26 protein-coding genes and 1 other annotated feature are annotated in these 20,248 nt (G+C 39.4%); of the genes, 25 read left to right on the top strand and 1 reads right to left on the bottom strand.

Annotation, left to right across the window (positions count from 1 at the left end):
• Nucleotides 1–8: 8 nt before the first annotated feature.
• The 24 genes from RCJ93_RS01130 to pheA all read left to right on the top strand — a co-directional run bounded on the left by RCJ93_RS01130 (nt 9) and on the right by pheA (nt 18,106).
• Nucleotides 9–1,052 carry a type IV pilus twitching motility protein PilT gene (locus RCJ93_RS01130; RefSeq protein WP_446738165.1) on the top strand — a complete coding sequence of 348 codons (1,044 nt, stop codon included), beginning with the start codon at nt 9–11 and terminating at the stop codon, nt 1,050–1,052.
• Nucleotides 1,049–2,257: a type II secretion system F family protein gene (locus RCJ93_RS01135; protein WP_446738166.1), complete on the top strand. Its 1,209-nt coding sequence runs from the start codon at nt 1,049–1,051 to the stop codon at nt 2,255–2,257. The genes RCJ93_RS01130 and RCJ93_RS01135 overlap by 4 nt, the downstream gene beginning before the upstream one ends.
• A gap of 109 nt (nt 2,258–2,366) precedes the next feature.
• The gene (locus tag RCJ93_RS01140; RefSeq protein ID WP_150284957.1) at nt 2,367–2,816 is read left to right on the top strand and encodes a prepilin-type N-terminal cleavage/methylation domain-containing protein; all 450 of its coding nucleotides are present in this window, start codon (nt 2,367–2,369) and stop codon (nt 2,814–2,816) included.
• Between the two features lie 153 nt (nt 2,817–2,969).
• A complete protein-coding gene (pilM, locus tag RCJ93_RS01145) occupies nt 2,970–3,950 on the top strand; it encodes a type IV pilus biogenesis protein PilM (protein ID WP_446738167.1) in 981 nt (326 codons plus the stop codon).
• Nucleotides 3,947–4,534: a hypothetical protein gene (locus RCJ93_RS01150; RefSeq protein WP_446738168.1), complete on the top strand. Its 588-nt coding sequence runs from the start codon at nt 3,947–3,949 to the stop codon at nt 4,532–4,534. The genes pilM and RCJ93_RS01150 overlap by 4 nt, the downstream gene beginning before the upstream one ends.
• Nucleotides 4,531–5,388: a hypothetical protein gene (locus RCJ93_RS01155; RefSeq protein WP_446738169.1), complete on the top strand. Its 858-nt coding sequence runs from the start codon at nt 4,531–4,533 to the stop codon at nt 5,386–5,388. Before RCJ93_RS01150 ends, RCJ93_RS01155 begins: the two co-directional genes overlap by 4 nt.
• A 12-nt stretch (nt 5,389–5,400) precedes the next feature.
• Nucleotides 5,401–6,156 carry a prepilin peptidase gene (locus RCJ93_RS01160; RefSeq protein ID WP_446738170.1) on the top strand — a complete coding sequence of 252 codons (756 nt, stop codon included), beginning with the start codon at nt 5,401–5,403 and terminating at the stop codon, nt 6,154–6,156.
• Nucleotides 6,157–6,240: 84 nt separating this feature from the next.
• A complete protein-coding gene (locus tag RCJ93_RS01165; RefSeq protein ID WP_249774511.1) occupies nt 6,241–6,870 on the top strand; it encodes a hypothetical protein in 630 nt (209 codons plus the stop codon).
• 94 nt (nt 6,871–6,964) lie between these two features.
• Entirely contained in the window at nt 6,965–7,576 is a 612-nt protein-coding gene (locus RCJ93_RS01170; protein WP_446738171.1) for a Maf family protein, read from the top strand.
• Nucleotides 7,566–8,264, top strand: a complete 699-nt coding sequence (gene radC / locus RCJ93_RS01175) for a RadC family protein (protein WP_446738172.1) — start codon at nt 7,566–7,568, stop codon at nt 8,262–8,264. The genes RCJ93_RS01170 and radC overlap by 11 nt, the downstream gene beginning before the upstream one ends.
• Nucleotides 8,265–8,359: 95 nt before the next feature.
• The gene (locus RCJ93_RS01180; RefSeq protein ID WP_147195809.1) at nt 8,360–9,376 is read left to right on the top strand and encodes a rod shape-determining protein; all 1,017 of its coding nucleotides are present in this window, start codon (nt 8,360–8,362) and stop codon (nt 9,374–9,376) included.
• A gap of 14 nt (nt 9,377–9,390) precedes the next feature.
• Entirely contained in the window at nt 9,391–10,293 is a 903-nt protein-coding gene (gene mreC / locus RCJ93_RS01185; RefSeq protein WP_147195807.1) for a rod shape-determining protein MreC, read from the top strand.
• Entirely contained in the window at nt 10,293–10,820 is a 528-nt protein-coding gene (gene mreD, locus RCJ93_RS01190; protein WP_066788529.1) for a rod shape-determining protein MreD, read from the top strand. Before mreC ends, mreD begins: the two co-directional genes overlap by 1 nt.
• 23 nt (nt 10,821–10,843) lie before the next feature.
• Nucleotides 10,844–11,515, top strand: coding sequence for a septum site-determining protein MinC (gene minC / locus RCJ93_RS01195; RefSeq protein WP_066788527.1), 672 nt, complete (start codon nt 10,844–10,846; stop codon nt 11,513–11,515).
• A 1-nt stretch (nt 11,516) separates the two neighbouring features.
• Nucleotides 11,517–12,314, top strand: a complete 798-nt coding sequence (minD, locus tag RCJ93_RS01200; protein WP_066788525.1) for a septum site-determining protein MinD — start codon at nt 11,517–11,519, stop codon at nt 12,312–12,314.
• A 186-nt stretch (nt 12,315–12,500) separates the two neighbouring features.
• Nucleotides 12,501–13,022: a peptidoglycan DD-metalloendopeptidase family protein gene (locus RCJ93_RS01205; protein WP_150284703.1), complete on the top strand. Its 522-nt coding sequence runs from the start codon at nt 12,501–12,503 to the stop codon at nt 13,020–13,022.
• Nucleotides 13,010–13,642 carry a M50 family metallopeptidase gene (locus tag RCJ93_RS01210; RefSeq protein ID WP_446738173.1) on the top strand — a complete coding sequence of 211 codons (633 nt, stop codon included), beginning with the start codon at nt 13,010–13,012 and terminating at the stop codon, nt 13,640–13,642. Before RCJ93_RS01205 ends, RCJ93_RS01210 begins: the two co-directional genes overlap by 13 nt.
• A 35-nt stretch (nt 13,643–13,677) precedes the next feature.
• Nucleotides 13,678–13,752, top strand: a sequence feature (ribosomal protein L21 leader region).
• A gap of 13 nt (nt 13,753–13,765) precedes the next feature.
• A complete protein-coding gene (gene rplU / locus RCJ93_RS01215; protein WP_066788515.1) occupies nt 13,766–14,074 on the top strand; it encodes a 50S ribosomal protein L21 in 309 nt (102 codons plus the stop codon).
• Between the two features lie 15 nt (nt 14,075–14,089).
• On the top strand, nt 14,090–14,431 hold the full coding sequence (locus RCJ93_RS01220; RefSeq protein ID WP_066788512.1) for a ribosomal-processing cysteine protease Prp: 342 nt from the start codon (nt 14,090–14,092) through the stop codon (nt 14,429–14,431).
• A gap of 12 nt (nt 14,432–14,443) precedes the next feature.
• Nucleotides 14,444–14,740 carry a 50S ribosomal protein L27 gene (gene rpmA / locus RCJ93_RS01225; protein ID WP_066788509.1) on the top strand — a complete coding sequence of 99 codons (297 nt, stop codon included), beginning with the start codon at nt 14,444–14,446 and terminating at the stop codon, nt 14,738–14,740.
• A gap of 197 nt (nt 14,741–14,937) precedes the next feature.
• Nucleotides 14,938–15,474, top strand: a complete 537-nt coding sequence (locus tag RCJ93_RS01230; protein ID WP_446738174.1) for a Spo0B domain-containing protein — start codon at nt 14,938–14,940, stop codon at nt 15,472–15,474.
• Nucleotides 15,474–16,763 (top strand): GTPase ObgE, encoded by a 1,290-nt coding sequence (obgE, locus tag RCJ93_RS01235; RefSeq protein WP_446738175.1) that lies wholly within the window; start codon nt 15,474–15,476, stop codon nt 16,761–16,763. Before RCJ93_RS01230 ends, obgE begins: the two co-directional genes overlap by 1 nt.
• An 18-nt stretch (nt 16,764–16,781) precedes the next feature.
• Nucleotides 16,782–17,237 (top strand): ACT domain-containing protein, encoded by a 456-nt coding sequence (locus RCJ93_RS01240; RefSeq protein WP_066788500.1) that lies wholly within the window; start codon nt 16,782–16,784, stop codon nt 17,235–17,237.
• An 11-nt stretch (nt 17,238–17,248) separates the two neighbouring features.
• Complete coding sequence (gene pheA, locus RCJ93_RS01245) at nt 17,249–18,106, top strand: prephenate dehydratase (protein WP_446738176.1); 858 nt, start codon at nt 17,249–17,251, stop codon at nt 18,104–18,106.
• 41 nt (nt 18,107–18,147) lie between these two features.
• On the opposite strand, the gene RCJ93_RS01250 is transcribed toward pheA, so the two are convergent.
• Nucleotides 18,148–18,681, bottom strand: a complete 534-nt coding sequence (locus RCJ93_RS01250) for a transcription repressor NadR (protein WP_190323433.1) — start codon at nt 18,679–18,681, stop codon at nt 18,148–18,150.
• Between the two features lie 202 nt (nt 18,682–18,883).
• On the opposite strand from RCJ93_RS01250, the gene RCJ93_RS01255 reads away from it, so the two are divergent.
• Entirely contained in the window at nt 18,884–20,038 is a 1,155-nt protein-coding gene (locus RCJ93_RS01255; protein WP_150284699.1) for a pyridoxal-phosphate-dependent aminotransferase family protein, read from the top strand.
• The last annotated feature ends 210 nt before the right edge of the window (nt 20,039–20,248 follow it).

The following is a 20,248-nucleotide window of genomic DNA, read 5'->3' on the forward strand; positions in this document are numbered from 1 at the left end:
GTGATGAAATGACAAAATCAATCGTTGAATTACTAACATATGCAGATGAAGCCAATGCATCCGACCTGCATGCTACGGTCGGTGTGCCACCATATTACAGAATTAATGGAGCATTACAGCCATATGGCGAAGAAATACTAACGCCGGATGATTTAAATAAGATGATTTTAGAAGTTTTGCCACCTCACCGAATGGAAGAATTCGAGACAAAAGGTGAAGTAGACTTTAACTATTCACTTCCAGGGCGATGCCGTTTTCGAATGAATGCCTATCATCAGCGAAATAGCTCCACATTGGCAGCAAGGAAAATCACAGCGGAAATTCCTACAATTGATGATTTGGGCATGCCTGCTGTACTAAAAGAATTGTGTCAAAAACCCCAAGGGCTCATTCTTGTGACAGGCCCAACAGGATCAGGTAAATCAACGACACTAGCAGCAATGATTGATTATATTAACAAGTATCAAGCGAAACACATCATTACATTAGAGGACCCCATTGAGTATTTGCATAAGCATGGTCAATCGATTGTTAATCAGCGAGAAGTAGGGTCTGACACTAAGAGCTTCGCCAATGGATTGCGAGCCGCTCTCCGTCAAGATCCCGATATTATTCTAGTAGGGGAAATGCGAGACTTGGAGACGATTTCAACAGCCATCACGGCTGCTGAGACAGGGCATCTAGTCATGGCGACATTGCATACAAGCAGTGCGCCAACGACGATTGATCGTATTATTGATGTGTTTCCACCTCATCAGCAAGGACAAATCCGTATACAACTTGCCAACGTTTTGCAAGGAATTATTTCTCAACGCCTATTTAAAAGAATCGATAAACCAGGGCGTGTAGCTGCGACTGAGATATTAATTCAAACACCTTCTGTCGCAAATTTAATTCGTAATGACAAAGTTCATCAGCTGACTAACATTATGCAGACAAACCGAGCGCTAGGTATGCATACAATTGATAGTTCGATCCAACAATTGCTGTCAAGAAAAATTATTGACTTTGAAACAGCTAAGGTTTACATGAATGCGGGTGATTTTGCATGACGGTCTACCGCTTTACAGGACGGAATATACAAGGTGTCATGGAAAAAGGCACTATAGAAGCTGATTCAAAGCAGATAGCGATAAAAAAATTACGTGACCGTGGCGTTAACCCTCGGCAAATAGATGAATCGAAAAGTATTCTGCATAGGGATTTATCACTTGGTAAAGCGATGAAAAATGAAGATTTCGTAATTTATTGCCGCCAATTCGCAACATTAATTCGTGCCGGAATTTCCATTGTAGAGGCAACCCATATACTAGCGGACCAAACGTCAAGTAAGGGCTTGAAGAAAGCGTTGAAGGGTGTTGAAGAAGACATACGTTCAGGGATTGCCTTCTCAGCCGCTGCTGCCAAGTATCCAAAAATCTTCCCGGTTCTTTTCGTAAATATGATGAAAGCAGGGGAAGCAACGGGTAATCTTGATGAAACGCTGGACCGTATGGCGTTTAGTTATGAGAAGTCATTTAAATTGAAGAAGAAAATCCAATCAGCAATGAGTTATCCGATTGTACTTGTTATTTTGATTATTCTGGTATCTGCGTTTATGCTTTTGTGGCTTGTGCCACAATTTACAGCAAATTTCGCGAGCTTTGGAGCAGAATTACCCGCTATTACATTAATGGTTCTAGGGTTTAGTAATGCGTTAAAGGCCTATTGGTGGATTTTCTTTCTCGTAGGGAGCGCTATTATTGGAGCCTTTCTATACCTCTTTCAAAAGAATCCAAAGTTTAACTTTTATGTTCATTATATTTTGTTGAAAATGCCGATTTTCGGGAAAGTGCTGCAAAAGTCAGCCATAGCTCGGATGACGCGGACGCTCGCTTCACTTTTTAGCAGCTCAGTGCCAATTCTAAATGCATTAAGTATTGTCGAGAAAATTATCGGCGATCCAGTGATTGAAGAGGTTGTTCATAAATCACGTACCTCACTTGAAAAAGGAAGCTCGTTAGCAGAACCATTAAAGGAAAGCTGGGTCTTCCCACCCCTCGTTACGCAGATGGTCTCTATCGGTGAACAGACTGGCTCCCTCGACTACATGCTTGAGAAAATAGCTGAGTTTTATGAAGACGATGTGGATCGTACTGTAGATTCATTAAAAGCGTTAATCGAACCAATTATGATTATCCTCTTAGCAGGTATCGTTGGTTTTATCATGGCAGCCGTACTGTTGCCGATGTATAGCTTGTACGAACAAGTCGGTTAAATATTCTATATTGAGAGGAGGTGAAAGGAAATTGATGAACGAAAAGAAAGTAGATTTCCTAGGTGAAGAACCTACATACAAAAAAGGAGGAATTATTATGTTTGATAAAATGAAATTGAAAATGAAAAAAGCGATAAAGAATGAAAAGGGTGTAACATTAATTGAATTATTAGCAGTTATTGTTATTATAGCAATTATTGCTTTGATTGCAGTTCCTGCTATAGGTAATATTATCCAAAATTCTAAAGATAAATCTATTTTAGCTGATACACAAACTGTCTTGGCTGGTGCAAAGATCGCCATAGCTGAAGGAGTTTGTACAACTTCTGAGGATAAAGCAAGTATTACTTGCGATAAAGCAACCTTACAACCTTATGTGGAAGGTGTAACATTGGCAACAGATGATAAAGTCGTAAAAACAGTTAGTAGTTCGTCTTACTCTATACAATATGATGCATTAAAAAATATAAAAAGTTCAAAATTTAGCAATGGAATTACAGGTACTCCTAAAAACATTATTACTGATACAGTACTAGCTCAAAATATGGGAAATAAATAACTTGAGATACATTTTAGCAGCAGCGTAGGCTGCTGTTCTCCATCTCTTTAATCTTTCGCTGAAGAAAGCAATCCAAGCAAACAGCCGACCATTGCTTTCTCCATCGAAGCATTAAAGCTATAAAGCTTTTCTTTTCTCCTAGGGGGTACTGACATGTTGTTTAAAAAGAAAAGACGCCATGTGGCGCTCGTATATAATGATTTTATGTTAAAGGCACTGGCATCAAACAGTGATGATTTGTCACAAGCTAGATACTTTTCCGTAGCGCTTGATGAAGGAATGGTCGTGGAAGGCATCATTGAGGATGAATTTGCCTTTTTTGAGTTGTTAAAAGTACAGGTGAAGAGTTGGGGCATTAAGGGGTATGATGCCCGTTTTTATGTACCTGAGAGTACGGTCATGATGAAGAGTATTGATCATCCTTCTGACCTGAAGGACAAAAGTGAAATTAGAGCATTTGTAGAAATGGAAATAGGGCGCTCCATCCATTTGCCCTTTGAAAACCCATTGATTGATTTATATGATGCAGATGAAAATGATGGTAAGGCGACTATTTTCGCCACGAATGCGGAAGAAGTAAGGAAGATTACAGGTCTCTTGGATGATGCAGGCCTTCATCCGTCAGTTGCTGATATTAAGGTGATCTCACTGCTTCGCCTGGTAAACGAAGCGATTGATGGTTTGAGTGAATCGACGACACTTCTTATTGATTGGAGCATCAATGAACTTTCACTCGCCATTTATTCTGGAGGAGAAGTGGAATTTTTGCGTTTCCAAACAGTCGAGACAGAGCGTGCGAAATGGAGAACACGCATGACGGAAGAAGGCTTTGATTATGTTTATGAAGATGATGTCATGAACTACCATGGTGCGCTTATGGAGCCTTTAGCTGAAATCGAACGGATTATTAATTTTTATCGATACTCTTTAAATAAAGGGGAAAAGGGTGTAGATCGGCTGTTATTGACAGGAGATAACCCTGAAATAGCATATATTGCCGACATGCTTGAAAGTCAATTGAATTTACCTGTTGATGTGTTCGATGATCAGCTAATGGCAAAGGTCACGCCTGGTTTCCATGCACAGCAAGCAGGTTTGGTGAGCCTTGCATTGAAGGAGGCTCCCACAGCATGATTCCAAATATTAACCTCCTTCCAAAAGTTGAGCGTAGGACGCCCGATAAATCGTTGTTATGGCTCTCTGGCACGATTTTGCTTTTAATTTTCATTGGCGTAGGATCTTATTGCTATTCATTGCAAAGTGATGTTAATTCAATCACTCAGCAGCATCAAAACCTAGCAAGCCAGATAGAAGCTTCGCAAAAAGAATTGGCCACCCTGCAGACAGCGGGACAAGGCTCATTTGACCAATCTGTTCAGTATGTCGAATCGGTATCCTATCCGGTTACGCCTATTATTGACAGTGTGAAAGGCTATTTGGCCTCTTACGAGAAGCTGACTTCTCTTACATATGGTGAAACTGGTGTTACGGTCATTATTGATTTTGAAACGCTTCATGGCATTTCTACATATGTCCAAAATGTTTTGACAGATCCATTATTTAGCGGTGTACAAGTAACTAGTGTCGAATCCTTCGACCCAGCGAAAAAAGAGTATGATGAAGCTATAGAAAGCGATCATTTAATCCCACGTTACAAGGCGACGATGGTGCTTTCTATTAACAGAGCAAAATTACTGGCAGAAGGTGATACTCAATGAACTCACTCGGACAAAACAAAAAAGTGACAGTTATTCTAGTTATTGCGCTCGTCTTCTTAATAGCATTTGCGATATACTACTATCTTCTTATGCCGAAAATGGAAGAGAGAGATGCACTGAATGCGCAGATAAAAGATGCACGAGTAGAAGCAGTTACTCTAAATAATCAAATTAAAACAATGAAAGAAAATCAGCAAGCAACGAAAAAAAGTCCGACAGAGTTGATGGCTAAGGTACCGACATCAATTGAATTGAGTGATTTAATTAAATCGATAGAACAAGTCGAATTGGCCAGTGATACGCAGATAGTGGATATGGCGTTTAACAACTATGATGCGTCAGTAAAGGAAACTCTACAAACTACTATTGAAGATAATAATTTGGATAACGGCCAATCAACTAATGCTAACAATGCATCAAATGGCCAAGCCCAAGCAACAGGCGATATAAATAAAGATGAAAATACAAATGCTCAGACGACAACTGATGCTAAAACGAGTAATAATACAAATACTGAAAATGCAAACGAAGTGGTAACAAACGAACAAAATAATGATGAGACATTGCCTGTTTCTCCGATTGCGCTTGATAGTCTACCAGATTCATTAAAGTTGGTTACGATGAATGTGACGGTCGCAGCGAAAGATGAAAAAGAAATTAAAGAGTTTTTAAAGGAAATTGAGATACTGCCGCGAATTATGCGTATAGATGCAGTGACGTATGAATCCCCGAATAAAGACGTTGAAGCATCAACAGATTCAGAAGAAAATACAAAGGACGAGTTATTGCAAGCGACCATTCAACTTACAACTTTCTATTATGTCGGTCAAGTGGATGATCAAAACGTGAAATAGGAAGTGACTAATTTGGATATTGTGTATGCGATGGTATGTATGATTTTTGGCTTTGTTTTTGGTTCTTTTTTTAATGTCGTAGGACTAAGGGTGCCACGGCATGAGTCTATTGTTTCGCCACCTTCTCATTGTGAAAGGTGTGGCCGGCGTTTGTCAGCTTTAGACTTAGTGCCTGTCTTGTCCTTTCTATTCCTAAGAGGGAAATGCCGAACTTGTGATGCGAAAATTGGTTTTTTCCATCCTTTTATGGAATTGTTAACAGGCCTTTTTTTCGGGCTTGCTTATTTGCATTTCGGGCCTTCTCGAGAGCTAATTGTCGCTCTTCTCTTTATATCATTATTGGTGATTATCACCGTTTCTGATATCGTCTATATGTTAATCCCTGATAAAGTTTTATTGCCTTTTGGGCTTATATTGATCATTTTACGAGTGGTATCGCCGCTTGAACCCTGGTGGGACGCATTTGCGGGAGCGGTGATCGGCTTTAGTATTTTATTTTTGATTGCACTTGTTTCAAAAGGAGGAATGGGTGGCGGAGATATTAAGTTATTCTTTGTCATTGGCCTTGTACTGGGTATTCAGCACACAATGCTAGCACTCTTTCTATCAGCACTCATTGGGCTTGTAGCAGGCCTTATCGGTATACTATGGCAGAAAAAAGGACGCAAACAGCCAATCCCTTTTGGTCCTTGGATTGCGTTAGCAAGTTTAATCGTCTATTTTTACGGCGAGAACTTACTCGAATGGTACAGTAATTTGTTTTTTTAAAGAGAAAAGTTTTTAGGACAAGGCGACAGCAGTCTTGTCTTTTTTTATGCCATTTCTGATAGGGTAATAGGGAGGAGTGATGACATGAAATTTAATCGTGGCAAGAAACGAGAAAAGACACATTTTATGATGGCTGCAGTAGTACATGGCATTTTGATTGGAGTAGCAGGGGTATTGCTCTTCTTTTTCATCCTAAATGCTGCTGAAAAACGGACAATCGCTGAGGAAAAGGAATTACCGAAAAGCAGCGCATTACAAAAAGTAAAAAATACGAGTAGCGAATCAAAGTTCTATGCCATGCAATACGGCGTGTATTCATCTGAACAAGCTGCAAATGATTTTCTAGCAGGTCATCCTGAATTAGTGAACGTCGCAATTGTGCCGGCAGGAAAACAATATTACTTATGGGGCGGGATTGACCATAGAGAAAAGAATATCAAAAAAATTGTCAATAAAGATTCCTTCATCAAACCTTTCGCATTGTCAGGAGCTAGTTGTGATGAACAAGGATTAAAAATGTTACCACAGATGCTTAGAGCCGACAACTTGTCGAAATTAAATTTTAATAATTCTAAAAAAGCAACAGTATTGCCAATGAATTGGAATACGAATGTGAAGGCCGTTACTAAAGGATCCAAAGAATTAGAAAGTGTAAAATTGCAGTTATTGGCTCATTATGCAGCCCAAAACGACTGCCTTAATATTAAATTTTAAACTGTTAAAGCATACAAAAAATAAATTTCACCTATTTTCCGTAATTTCCCTTATTTGTACTGGTCGATTATGATAGCAAAAAGGGGGAGAGCGCATGTCTATCGTTTTAAAGAAAAATATCATTCTATTGAATCCTGAGGGAAATTGTGAAGAACTTTTTGAAGAGCTTCAACTGCCTTTTTCAACCACACATCAACACATCCCGGTGGGTGATCATTTGCCGGAAAATCCTTTCGAATATGCTAATACAACCGTTGTCATCAAATTGCTTCGTATGAAAGCACCTCATGAGTCGCTTTGTTATTTGCATGTGAAGCGCGTTATTAGCATAGAGGGCACTCTTTTGCCATTGCCCCAATCCAAAAATGAAGCAAGAAACTTTCTAAAACGTTTATCTAATAGGCAACACCGCGTGACGACAGCTGTAGGGATCCGATATGATCAACAGCTCTCGTCTTTTGTTGTTGCATCAGATGTGACGATGAAATGCTTGTCAGAGAAAATAATCCAACAATACATTGAAACAGGGGAACCTTTCGGACAAGATATTGGTTATAATATTATGGGAGTCGGACAGAACTTAGTCAGTAGGATAGATGGCTGCAAATATAATGTTGCAGGCCTTCCTACCAAAATATTAAAAGACTTTTTGAGCGAAAAAGGGATTATGTCGGCATCAGAGGAGGCGGAAGTGCATGGCCACTAATATGGACCTTCCCCTGATGATCCGCGATGTGCATGTTGATGATAGACCAAGAGAGCGTCTTAAAAGGCAAGGAGCCGAAAGTTTATCGAATCAAGAACTCATCGCTATATTGCTTCGGACAGGCACAAAAAAAGAATCGGTGCTTCATCTTTCTAATCGTATATTGATGCACTTTGAACAGCTGCATGAGCTGAAAAATGCAACAATTGAAGAAATCACAGCAATTAAGGGGATTGGTGAGGCAAAGGCGATTCAACTTTTAGCTTCCATAGAACTTGGCAAAAGACTACATAAGCAGAGGACAGACGAACGCTATACGATTCGTTCTCCAAAGGACGCAGCGAATTATTTAATGCCGGATATGACATCGCTTTTGCAAGAAAACTTTGTGACGCTCTTTTTAAACGTCAAAAATCAAATTATTCATCAGCAAACGATTTTTATCGGTAGTTTAAATGCAAGTATTGTGCACCCACGGGAAGTATTTCGTGAAGCGGTAAAACGTTCGGCTGCTTCTATCATTTGCGCACACAACCACCCAAGTGGTAACCCTGCTCCAAGTCCGGAAGATATAGACGTGACGAAGCGTTTGCAAGAAGCTGGTTTAATTATGGGGATTGAGCTTCTTGACCACGTAATTATAGGAGATCATCAATTTATAAGTTTAAAAGAGAAAGGTTATATGTAGTACTGTAATTTTTCCTACTTATCCGTTATAATGAAACGTATGATTTTCAAGACTTCTTAAAGTTTATGGCTAAAAATAGAAAGGAAGAACAAAACGTGTTTGGATTAGGTGGAAAAGATGTCGGGATTGACCTCGGCACAGCAAATACATTGGTATTTTTAAAAGGAAAAGGCATTGTGCTTCGTGAACCCTCAGTAGTAGCGAAGAATACAAAAACAGGAGAAATTGTAGCAGTTGGTAATGATGCGAAAAATATGATTGGTCGTACACCAGGGTCTATTGTAGCTATTCGTCCGATGAAAGACGGAGTTATTGCAGATTTCGACATTACTACAACAATGATTGAGTATTATATGAAAGAAGCAATGAAAGCTTCAGGCGGCAACTGGAAAAAACCAAATGTGATGATTTGTGTACCATATGGTATTACTTCAGTAGAACAGCGTGCCGTTATTGATGCCTCTCGCCAAGCTGGCGCAAAGGAAGCATACACAATTGAAGAACCGTTTGCAGCTGCAATTGGCGCAAATCTACCAGTCTGGGAACCTACAGGTAGTATGGTAGTTGATATCGGTGGCGGTACATCTGAAGTAGCAGTAATTTCATTAGGTGGTATTGTAACAAGTGAATCTGTCCGTGTTGGCGGGGATGCGATGGATGCTGCTATAACAGCTTATATCCGTAAAACATACAACCTGACAATCGGTGAACGTACAGCTGAAACTATCAAGATGGAAATCGGTTCTGCTAGCCCAGAAGGTGAAGTAGAGACAATGGAAATTCGCGGTCGCGATCTTGTGACAGGCCTTCCTAAAACTATTGAAATCACATCTATTGAAATTGTAGATGCTTTAAAAGAGTCGATTGCGGCTATTATTGACGGCGTAAAGAAAACACTAGAACAAACGCCACCAGAATTATCTGCTGATGTAATGGAACGAGGAATTGTACTTACTGGCGGTGGCGCGCTGCTTAAAAACTTGGACAAAGTGATCAGCGACGAAACAAATATGCCTGTATTTATTGCAGAAAACCCATTAGACTGTGTAGCGATCGGAACTGGTATGGCACTTGACAATATCGATTTAATGCGTCGCCACCAATCAAAATAAGGGGGAAATAGGCAATGCCACAGTTTTTTTCGAATAAGCGATTAATATTGCTGCTTGTCGGCGTAATCCTCTTAGTGGCATTGATTAGCTTTACCTTACGTGATCGACAAGCCTCGCTTCCCGAGCAGATTATTAAAGATACGGTTGGTTTTGGACAATCGATTGTTGCTAAGCCTGCAAGCTATATTACAGGATTAGTCAATAATGTAGACGATTTAATGAATACGTATGAAGAGAATAAACGTTTAAAATCGCGCTTGGAGGAATTCGGCACATTACAAGCTAAAGTCAATGAATTAAAAGTAGAAAATGACAAGTTAAAAGATTTAGTTGATAAAAAAGATGATTTGCGCAACTTCAATCCGATTCAGGCTAATGTAATTGCGCGAAACCCTGACCAATGGGAAGAAAAGCTGATTTTAAATGAAGGTTCAATGAATGGCGTAAAAGTAAATATGGCAGTGCTTACATCTAAGGGATTGATTGGTAAGATAGTACAAACTACACCTTATACATCCCAAGTAGAACTTCTATCGACAAATAATACAAATTATCGTGTATCTGCTGTGATAGCGAATAAAAAAACAGAGGCATTTGGTTTAATAGAAGGGTTTGATCCAAAGCGCAGCGAATTAGTCTTAAAACGGATTGATTCAAGCCTTGCTGTTAAAAAAGGTGATAAAGTAACGACATCCGGCCTTGGTGGTATATTCCCTAAAGGTATCTTAATTGGAGAGGTTACAAAGGTTTCTACAGATGACTATGGGTTGACAAAACTTGCTTATGTTAAACCGGCAGCTGATTTTTCTATGCTCGATCATGTGGTAATTGCCAAACGCCAGTCAATTGCTATTGACGGTTCAGATGGGGCTAATACAGACAAATCAACTAAAACAGACGGAGGAGATCAAAAGTAATGGCGCGATTTCTAATTCCGTTTGTTGCTGTTGTGCTCTTCTTTTTGGAACCTGGTTTTTCATTGTATTCACCCATCGAATGGCATGGCCATCTCTATTATTTAGTGCCGCGGTTTTTAATTCTGTATTTAATCTTTTTGTCAATTTATTATGATCGTAAGCGGGCAATGATGTATGGATTAATATTTGGGGTATTGTATGATATTTTCTATATTGATATTATTGGATTATATACATTCCTGTATCCGTTCATTTGTTTTGTGGCGGGTTCTACAGTGAAATATATACATCAACATCTTGCTATTACTACCATCCTTTCATTAGTGCTTGTAGCGCTTTTGGAAATTGTCTTGAACCAATTTTTCTTACTCATTTCTTTTACGTCTGTACCCTTTACAGAATTTTTAAATCAACGGTTGATTCCAACCATGATTGCCAATTCTATTTATCTCATCATGCTCGGATGGACGTTTAAGTATTTAATCGAAGCTCGTGTGTTATTAAAGGCAAATCAATCAACGTTATAGCAGAGAAGCGTGAGGTGAAGCATTTGACAACTAAGCAGCTAGTCTTAATTAAAGGAACGAAAGAAGGGCTCGTGCTTCAGCTAGATGATCAGTGCGCTTACTCTGATTTATTAGATGAATTAAAGCGCAAAGTCACAGAAGAAGGGCTCGAAGGACAAGCCGAAGTTACTATCCATGTAGGAAATCGATATTGCAACCAAGAGCAGCTGAAAGAAATTCTCCATATTGTTCAAGAATCAAAGTCATTAAAAGTGACAAAGATTAAGAGCGACGTAATTACGATGGAAGAATGCAATGAAAAGCTTTTGAGAAACCAATCATCTACTTACATAGGTATTGTACGTTCTGGACAAGAAATAAAGGCTGACGGTGACCTTGTTGTCATTGGGGATGTAAACCCGAATGGCAAAGTGGTTGCTGGCGGCAGTATTTATGTAATGGGTCGATTGAAGGGAATGGCGCATGCGGGGTTTAACGGCAATCGCGATAGTGTAATCGCAGCCTCATGGCTTGAAGCGACACACCTAATGATTGCCGATTTAATGGAATTAATGACCAATGAAATTACCATTCTCGCAAACAAACCTGAAATGGAATGTGCGTATATTCATACAAACGGCCGCATTGCGATTGATCGGTTGCAGGATTTACGAAATCTGAGACCAAATTTATCGACATTTAAGGGAGGAAGCTAATGTGGGTGAAGCTATTGTAATTACTTCGGGTAAAGGTGGAGTAGGTAAAACAACTACTACAGCTAATTTAGGTACTGCATTGGCACTTCAAAATAAAAAAGTTTGCTTGGTCGATACGGACATCGGTTTACGAAATCTAGATGTTATTCTAGGGTTAGAAAATCGGATTATTTACGACTTAGTAGATACGATTGAAGGACGTTGTAAGGTCCATCAAGCATTAGTGAAAGATAAGCGCTTTGATGAATTGCTTTATCTTTTGCCTGCTGCTCAAACGTCTGATAAAAATGCTGTGACACCACAACAGATGAAAACGCTGATAGACGAATTAAAGCTTGAGTTCGACTATGTTTTAATAGACTGTCCAGCAGGGATTGAGCAAGGCTATAAAAACGCAATAGCAGGAGCTGATCGTGCAATTGTTGTGACAACTCCTGAAATTTCTGCTGTTCGTGATGCTGACCGCATTATTGGATTGCTTGAAAAAGAAGAGATTGAACCGCCGAAATTGATTATCAACCGAATTCGGCCGCAACTGATGAAAAGTGGAGATGCGCTAGATGTAAATGAAATCACTACACATCTTTCCATTGATTTACTCGGTATCATCCCAGATGATGAACATGTTATTCGTTCTTCTAACAAAGGTGAACCAATCGTTATGGAACCATCTACACAAGCAGCTATTGCTTACCGAAATATTGTTCGCCGTATTTTAGGTGAATCTGTGCCGCTTATGACATTAGAAAATGAACATAAAGGTGTCTTTGCCAAAATCAAAGCCTTGTTCTCAAGATAATTGTCTATAGCTACATAATGTAAAAGTCTTTTGGAAAAGAATTTCCGAAAGGCTTTTTATTTTATAGTCGTATGTCCTAGCCTAGTACAAGAAAATCAGTAATAGGTTTGATTGATTATAATTCTGTACTGTTTATCCATACTGCCTCATAAACTAATAGAAAAAGTCTTTTGGGGGTGTGGAGTTTTGAAGAAATGGAAGATTGCTGTATGGATTGCGATTATTTTATTTACCGTTCTTTTTTTAGAGAAAAAGCAAATAATAAAGAGCGATGTAACAGATTACGTTCTTTCAAATGATGACCTATTTATATTAACAAAGTGGACAAAGAGCGTATTCCATGAGGAGGAAAAGGTGCCTGTTATGGCTCCGGTGACAGATGCGTATATCAGTAACTATGATACAATGCAAACTTTTTCAAAGGGCGTTTTGCTCTCTTATGATAAACCAATGACTATTTACGCGAAGCATGACGGCTTTGTCACATTTACAGGCAACACAAAGTCTCTAGGCAAAACGATGACTGTTACATATGATACGGGAGAGAGGGTCACGTATGGCTTATTGAAGACATTAGATTATTTGCCGTATACCTCGCTTAGAGAAGGCGAAGCCCTATCATCAATGGAGCCAGGCACGTTTTACTTGCAGGTGGAACGCAAGGGTGCCGTTTTAGATCCTGGTTCATTAAAAGAATGGCTACAATAATGCTGAAAGTGAAGCTTCATCCAACACTTTTGCCTATCATCGTTTGGCTAGTTCTGACAGGACAGTTTGCAAACTATGCACTGTTATTTTTGTCATTGTGCATTCATGAGTTAGGGCACCTGATAGTTGCATATCTTGTGGGGGCCAATATAAAATCCTGTGTGATTATGCCTTATGGAGGCGAAATACAATTCAGCAAGAGCTGGCAAATGACCAAACAGCAACAGTTGCTCATTACCATGGCAGGTCCGTTTGCCACTCTTCTCTTATTCCTCCTAGCACTCTTTTTTTTGCCACAAAATTTGAGCGTGCCCTTGCAAACAATTCAGCTTTTATTACTCTTACTGAATTTATTGCCGATTTGGCCGTTAGATGGTGGACGGATCGTTGAAATACTGTGGAGTGAAAAAAAATCAATTATCCAAACAAAAACGTCTTTTTTAGCATTTTCTATGTCCTGTTGTTTCCTGTGCCTGCTAATGGCATTATTATATATACCGGAATCTTTCTTTTTTATTTTGATACTTATTCTTTTATTCATTCAAAATATACAAGCATTTCGATACCGTCGATATGAACAAGCTTTCGAAAACATCGTATTAAATAGGTTGACGCCATAGTTTTGGTATGATAAAATTTCTAATGTTATGTAGCACCCGTGCTACAACCGCGCTGAAAAGGTTTAAGCATCGATTATGATCACCTATTGAAGGCGAGTCTGAGTTATCTAAGGAGGTGCAGTTATGTACGCAATTATTGAAACTGGTGGTAAACAAGTTAAAGTAGAAGCTGGCCAAGCAATCTACGTTGAAAAAATCAACGCACAAGCTGGTGAAACAGTTACTTTTGACAAAGTTCTTTTTGTTGGTGGCGATGACGTTAAAGTTGGTGCTCCATTCGTTGAAGGAGCAACAGTTACAGCTAAAGTTGAAAAACAAGGCCGTGCGAAAAAAATCGTTGTTTTCAAATTGAAAGCTAAAAAGAACTACCGTCGTAAACAAGGTCACCGTCAACCATACACAAAATTAGTTGTTGAAACAATCAACGCTTAATGATGAGGTGATATTGTGATCACTATTACAGTTCATAGCGATGAAAATCGAAAGTCATATGGCTTTGAAGTCTCAGGTCATGCCTATTCAGGCGATCCTGGTCATGATTTAGTATGCGCCGGCGTATCTGCCATTGCTTTTGGCAGTGTCAATGCGATTGGACAAATACTTCAATTACAACCGGGGATTGAGCAAGGCGAAAACGGGGGATATTTATCCTGTGTTATCGACCAAACAACTCTTGATGCTGAGCTTGATGCAAAACTGCAAATTATTCTCCAAACAATGGTAACGCAATTCTATACGATGGTTGCCAGTTACGGAGATTTTATCGAATTAAAATATAAGATGATCTAGGAGGTGGAACATATGTTACTAGTATCTTTAGATTTGCAATTCTTCGCTTCTAAAAAAGGTGTAGGTTCTACTAAGAACGGTCGTGACTCTGAGTCTAAACGTTTAGGCGCTAAACGTGCTGATGGTCAATTTGCTACTGCTGGTTCTATTTTATACCGTCAACGCGGTACTAAAATTTACCCAGGTGAAAACGTAGGTCGCGGTGGTGACGATACTTTATTCGCTAAAATCGATGGTGTTGTAAAATTCGAACGCCTAGGTCGCGATAAACGTAAAGTCAGCGTATACCCAGTTGCTCAAGAAGCTTAATAGCAGGGTATGAAGACTAGACGGCTGTCTCAAGAGTGTATCTGCACCTTGAGACAGCCTCTTTCTTTATAATAATCATACCTTATCAAAATCGGCTTTCGCTCTTTTTGCGAAAGTCGTTTTTTCAAATAGAAGAAAAATATTTCTGAAATTGGTATACTAATATTGCAATTGTTCAAGCAAAGGAGCGTGTAGTCTTGTCGAAGCATCAATCACTCAACGTAAATGAAGTGCTGCGCTTTGCGAACCATGATTTTATGAATCAACTTCAATTAATCAAAATGAACCTTGATTTAGGTCGCCTAGAAGAAGCGAAAAATGCAGTTGAACAAACAGCAGAGCAATGCAAAACCTTCTTTTCCATCAACAAAATGGGTTTGCCAAAGACAATCGACTGGATTCATACACTAGAATGGCGCTATCCAAGTATTCATGTGAAAGTAGAAACTAACATTGATGAAAAGATTAACCAAGAAGCAGACAATGTGGTATGCGATTATTTAGAAGGCGCTATTTTACATATCTATGAAGCGCTTGATCCATTCGTAGACCAACAGCTATCGTTGCAAATATATGCTAGTAACCAACAATTTGAAATAGAATTTCATTTAATTGGCCATTGGAGCCAAAAAGAGCATTATCATATTCTAAAACACCCATTCATCATGAATGAAGAAATTTCTTTTACACAAAATGAATGGCATATGATTATTACGAAAAAGGAGGGAATTTAATGTTTGTCGATCACGTAAAAGTTTATGTTAAAGGTGGAGATGGCGGCGATGGAATGGTAGCCTTCCGCCGTGAAAAATTTATTCCAAACGGCGGCCCGGCAGGCGGTGACGGAGGGAATGGCGGAGATGTTGTATTTATCGTAGATGAAGGTCTACGTACATTGATGGATTTCCGTTTCAAGCGTCATTTTAAAGCAGACCGCGGCGAACATGGTATGAGCAAAAATATGCATGGCAAAAGGGCTGGAGCTATGTATGTATCTGTTCCTCCAGGTACTGTTGTGACGGAAGAAGAGACAGGTCGCGTTATTGCAGATTTAGTAGAACATGGACAAAAAGCAGTCATTGCTAAAGGTGGCCGCGGTGGTCGCGGAAACTCTCGTTTTGCCACACCTGCAAACCCGGCTCCGGAACTTTCAGAAAAAGGTGAGCCTGGACAAGAGCTAAATGTAGTTCTAGAACTAAAAGTATTAGCTGATGTTGGATTAGTTGGATTCCCAAGTGTGGGCAAGTCAACCTTATTATCTGTTGTGACCTCTGCTAAGCCTAAAATCGGTGCTTATCATTTTACTACAATAGTGCCTAACTTAGGAATGGTACGTGTAGAGGATGGACGAAGCTTCGCTATGGCAGATTTGCCAGGTTTAATCGAAGGCGCATCAGAAGGAGTTGGACTTGGACACCAATTTTTACGTCATATTGAGCGTACTCGTGTAATCGTCCATGTAATTGATATGTCTGGTATGGAAGGTCGCGATCCATATGAAGATTATTTGACAATCAACAAAGAGTTAGAACAATACAATATGCGATTGACTGAACGACCGCAAATTATTGTTGCCAATAAAATGGACATGCCGGAAGCGGATGAAAACCTAGAAGAATTCCGTACTAAAGTAGGAAGCGATGCTAGAATATTCCCGATTTCTGCTGTTTCACGCCAAGGCTTGAAAGAAATGCTATTTGCTGTAGCAGATCTATTGGATGAAACGCCGGAATTCTCATTGAATGAAATCGAAGAGGAAGAAACAGAAGCAACGGTTCTTTACAAACATGAGGCAAAAGGCAAGGACTTTGTTATTACACGTGATGATGACGGAGCATTTGTGTTATCTGGGGATTCAATTGAACGCCTATTCAAGATGACAGACTTTAGCCGCGAAGAATCTGTTCGCCGCTTCTCACGCCAAATGCGAGGTATGGGTGTGGATGATGCTCTACGTGAACGTGGCGCGCAAAATGGTGATACGGTTCGTTTGTTGAAATTTGAATTTGATTTTGTTGAGTAGGATTCAGGGGGGAAAAGGATGAAAAATATAGCAGATCAACGCTATTATTTAGTACGCGAAGATGTGTTAACAGATGCCATGCAAAAAACATTGGAAGCCAAGCATTTATTGCAAACAGGTGCTGTTTCTTCCATATGGGATGCTGTGAAGCAAGTCGATTTATCAAGAAGTGCGTTTTATAAGTATCGAGATGCTGTTTTCCCTTTTCACTCCATTGTACAAGAACGCATTTTAACTGTTTTTTTGCAGCTTGAAGACCGTAAAGGAACGTTAGCAAGGCTTTTAAACACTGTAACCGACGCACATTGTAATATCTTAACAATCCATCAAACAATCCCTATCCAAGGCCGTGCAAATGTGACACTTTCACTTGATGTAACGGTAATGGAAGGGGAATTAGATGAGTTAATCCAACGTCTCAAAAAATTAGACTTTGTCGAATCGGCGGAGGTAATTAGCTCAGGTGCTTTATAGGAGGGAGTTTATTGTCACAGGATCAACGTGTAGCTTATTTAGGACCAGAAGGAACTTTTACACATTTAGCAGCACAGCAACTCTTTTTAGATGATCAGCTTTCTTCATATCAAAGTATTCCTGCTTGTATTGAAGCAGTTGCGAGTAAGCGCGTGAGTTATGCAATCGTGCCGCTTGAAAATGCGTTAGAGGGTACTGTACCTCTAACAATAGATTACTTGTTTCATGAAGCAGAATTATATGTCGTAGGGGAAGTCTTGACGCCGATCGAACAGCATCTTTTAGTGCATCCGCAGCAAGCTAAGAATTGGGAAACATTAACGGATATTTATTCGCACCCGCATGCACTAGCTCAGTGCCATAAATATTTGTACAACCATTTTCATGGAGTTCCTTTGCATGAGACTGCTTCTACTGCTGCTGCAGCCAAGTATATTGCTGAGCATCCGAATGAGTGCATCGGAGCGATTGGCAACAAAGCGGCTGCTGAAACGTATAAGTTGAAAATTGTAGAACGTTATATTCATGATTTTCACTTTAATCATACACGATTTTTCATATTAGCGAATGAAAATCAACGCTTGTTGCAACAGGGCCATGAGGAACAGATAAAGACCACGTTAATGATTGAACTGCCTAGCGACCGTTCAGGAGCTTTACATCAAATATTATCTGTCTTCGCGTGGCGCCAAATTAATTTGAGCAAAATCGAATCACGTCCATTAAAAACAGGCTTAGGTGATTACTTCTTTACTTTAGATGTATTGGAAGACGAAAATGCGCCAATGATGAGAGGTGCAATGGAGGAACTGGCTGCGCTAGATTGCACTGTGAAAACTTTAGGCAGCTACTTTACATATAAAAAGTAACAAAAAAAGTGTCCAGACATGATGGACACTTTTTTGTATCTCTAATTATTACTTAGAAGATAATTTTTTTGTTGTAAAAGGCTTTCGGCCAGGTCTAATTGCTCTTCTGTAGGAGCAGATATTGTATGCAGATGTGAACCGCCTGTTAATGCTGATAATGGTGTAGCATTGGTCTCACGTGATTTTTGAAGGAATTGTTGCACCTCAAAACGATTTTTAACCATTATAGCCGCGGTGATTTCACCATATAATGGATGTTCTACTGTCACATCTTTCACAGTAATGCCTGCATCCACTAGCATGTTCAACTCATCTTCTGTTTGGTCAGCTGTATGGTGAACTGCGATTTGGCGTTCAAATACTTGCTGCTTAGACTCTATGCTCATATAAAGATAGCCTTGGCTCGTAGCGATAATAGGCTCATTGCGGGCTTTTAATAAAGCAATGTCATTTACTATTACTTGCCGAGATACATTTGTTTTCTTGGCAAATTCTGTTCCAGTAATGGCTTGTCCGGTTGTTTTCAGTAAATCTAATAAATAAGCCCTGCGTTCTTCTCCTAATAATTTTTTCATACATAACACCTCAAAATAGCTTAAGTGTCTTTAGTGTACCATGAAATCAATTGTCGTATCTGTTTAATTGGCACTTGTATGTAGCAAAACTTATGTCGTCTTGCTGTGCTAAGCCCTCCTAGACACCTACTATCATAATCTTTGGTATAATAAATTTAGGAAAAGAAAATACCTTTATTAAACTGTTAAAGGAGAAAAATGTATGTATTCAAATATTCTAAGACATCCAGGTCCTACACCTATACCGAAGAAAGTGCAGCTTGCAATGAGCCAAGATATTATTAGCCACCGAAGCGAGGAATTCGTTAAGCTATTTCGTGAGACTACTAATCGCGTAAAACCTATCTTTGGAACAAAACAAGAAATCTTACTGCTCCCATCTGGTGGTACTGCCGCATTAGAAGCAGCTGTTGTTAACACTGTTTCCCCTGGTGAGGAAGTTGTCGTAGTTAGTATCGGTGCCTTTGGTGATTATTTCGTTTCTATTTGCGAAAAACATGGGTTCCATGCGCATGTATTAAGAAAACCTTGGGGCGAAGCATGTACCGCTGAAGATCTTGCTACATTTTTAGAACCTTTATCAAATATTAAAGCTGTATTTGTCACTTATAATGAAACTTCGACAGGTATCTTAAATCCGGTTAAAGAACTGGCGAAAGTTGTACGTGAGAAATCAGATGCATTGTTTATCGTAGACGGAGTAAGCTGTATTGGCGGGGTTCCTGTGAAAATGGATCAATGGGGCATTGATATTTTAGTAACAGGATCACAAAAAGCAATGATGCTGCCGCCAGGTCTTGCCTTTGTTAGTGTCAGCGACAGAGCATGGAAAGTAATTGAAGAGAATAAAACCTCTGCTTATTATTTGAATTTATTAAGCTACCGGGAATGGGCACAAAAAGGTATGACGCCGAATACACCAGCAATTACATTGATTTATGGTCTTTCTGCAGCATGCGATTTGATTGAAGCAGAAAGCTTTGATCAAACAGTTGCTCGCCACGAACTTATGAAGGATATGGTACGTGCAGCAATGAAAGCACTATCTATTGGGGTGTTAACTTCTGATGAATATGCTTCACCTACAATCACAGCTATTATGGCACCTGAAGGAATAAATCTTTCTCAATTCCTTGGGCATTTAAAGAAACAATATCATCTTGATTTTGCTGGGGGACTAGGCGAACTACAAGGGAAAATCTTCCGTTTTGGTCATATGGGATACTGCTTCCCAAGTGATATTTTGCAAGCTATTTCTTTAATAGAAGCAGGTTTGCAAGATTTTAATTATTCTTTCGAACCGGCTGCAGGTATATCTGCAGCACAAAAGGTTTTTCTGGAAGCACAAAAAAAATAAAATAATCTTCAGCTATGAAAAGATTATAAACCTGTTCCTGAATGTGGGAACAGGTTTTTTTGTTGGTCAGCTAAATAACTAAACTCCCTTTTTTAAGAAATTTCTTCTAGTTTGTCGATTTGTTGCATAGTGTAACATGAAAGGCCAATCAAATGACGAATTAAGTGTCCAATTCCCGATGCTTTTCATATGGTAAGGAGACGGAAGGAG

The organism is Rummeliibacillus sp. BSL5, from assembly GCF_052928305.1.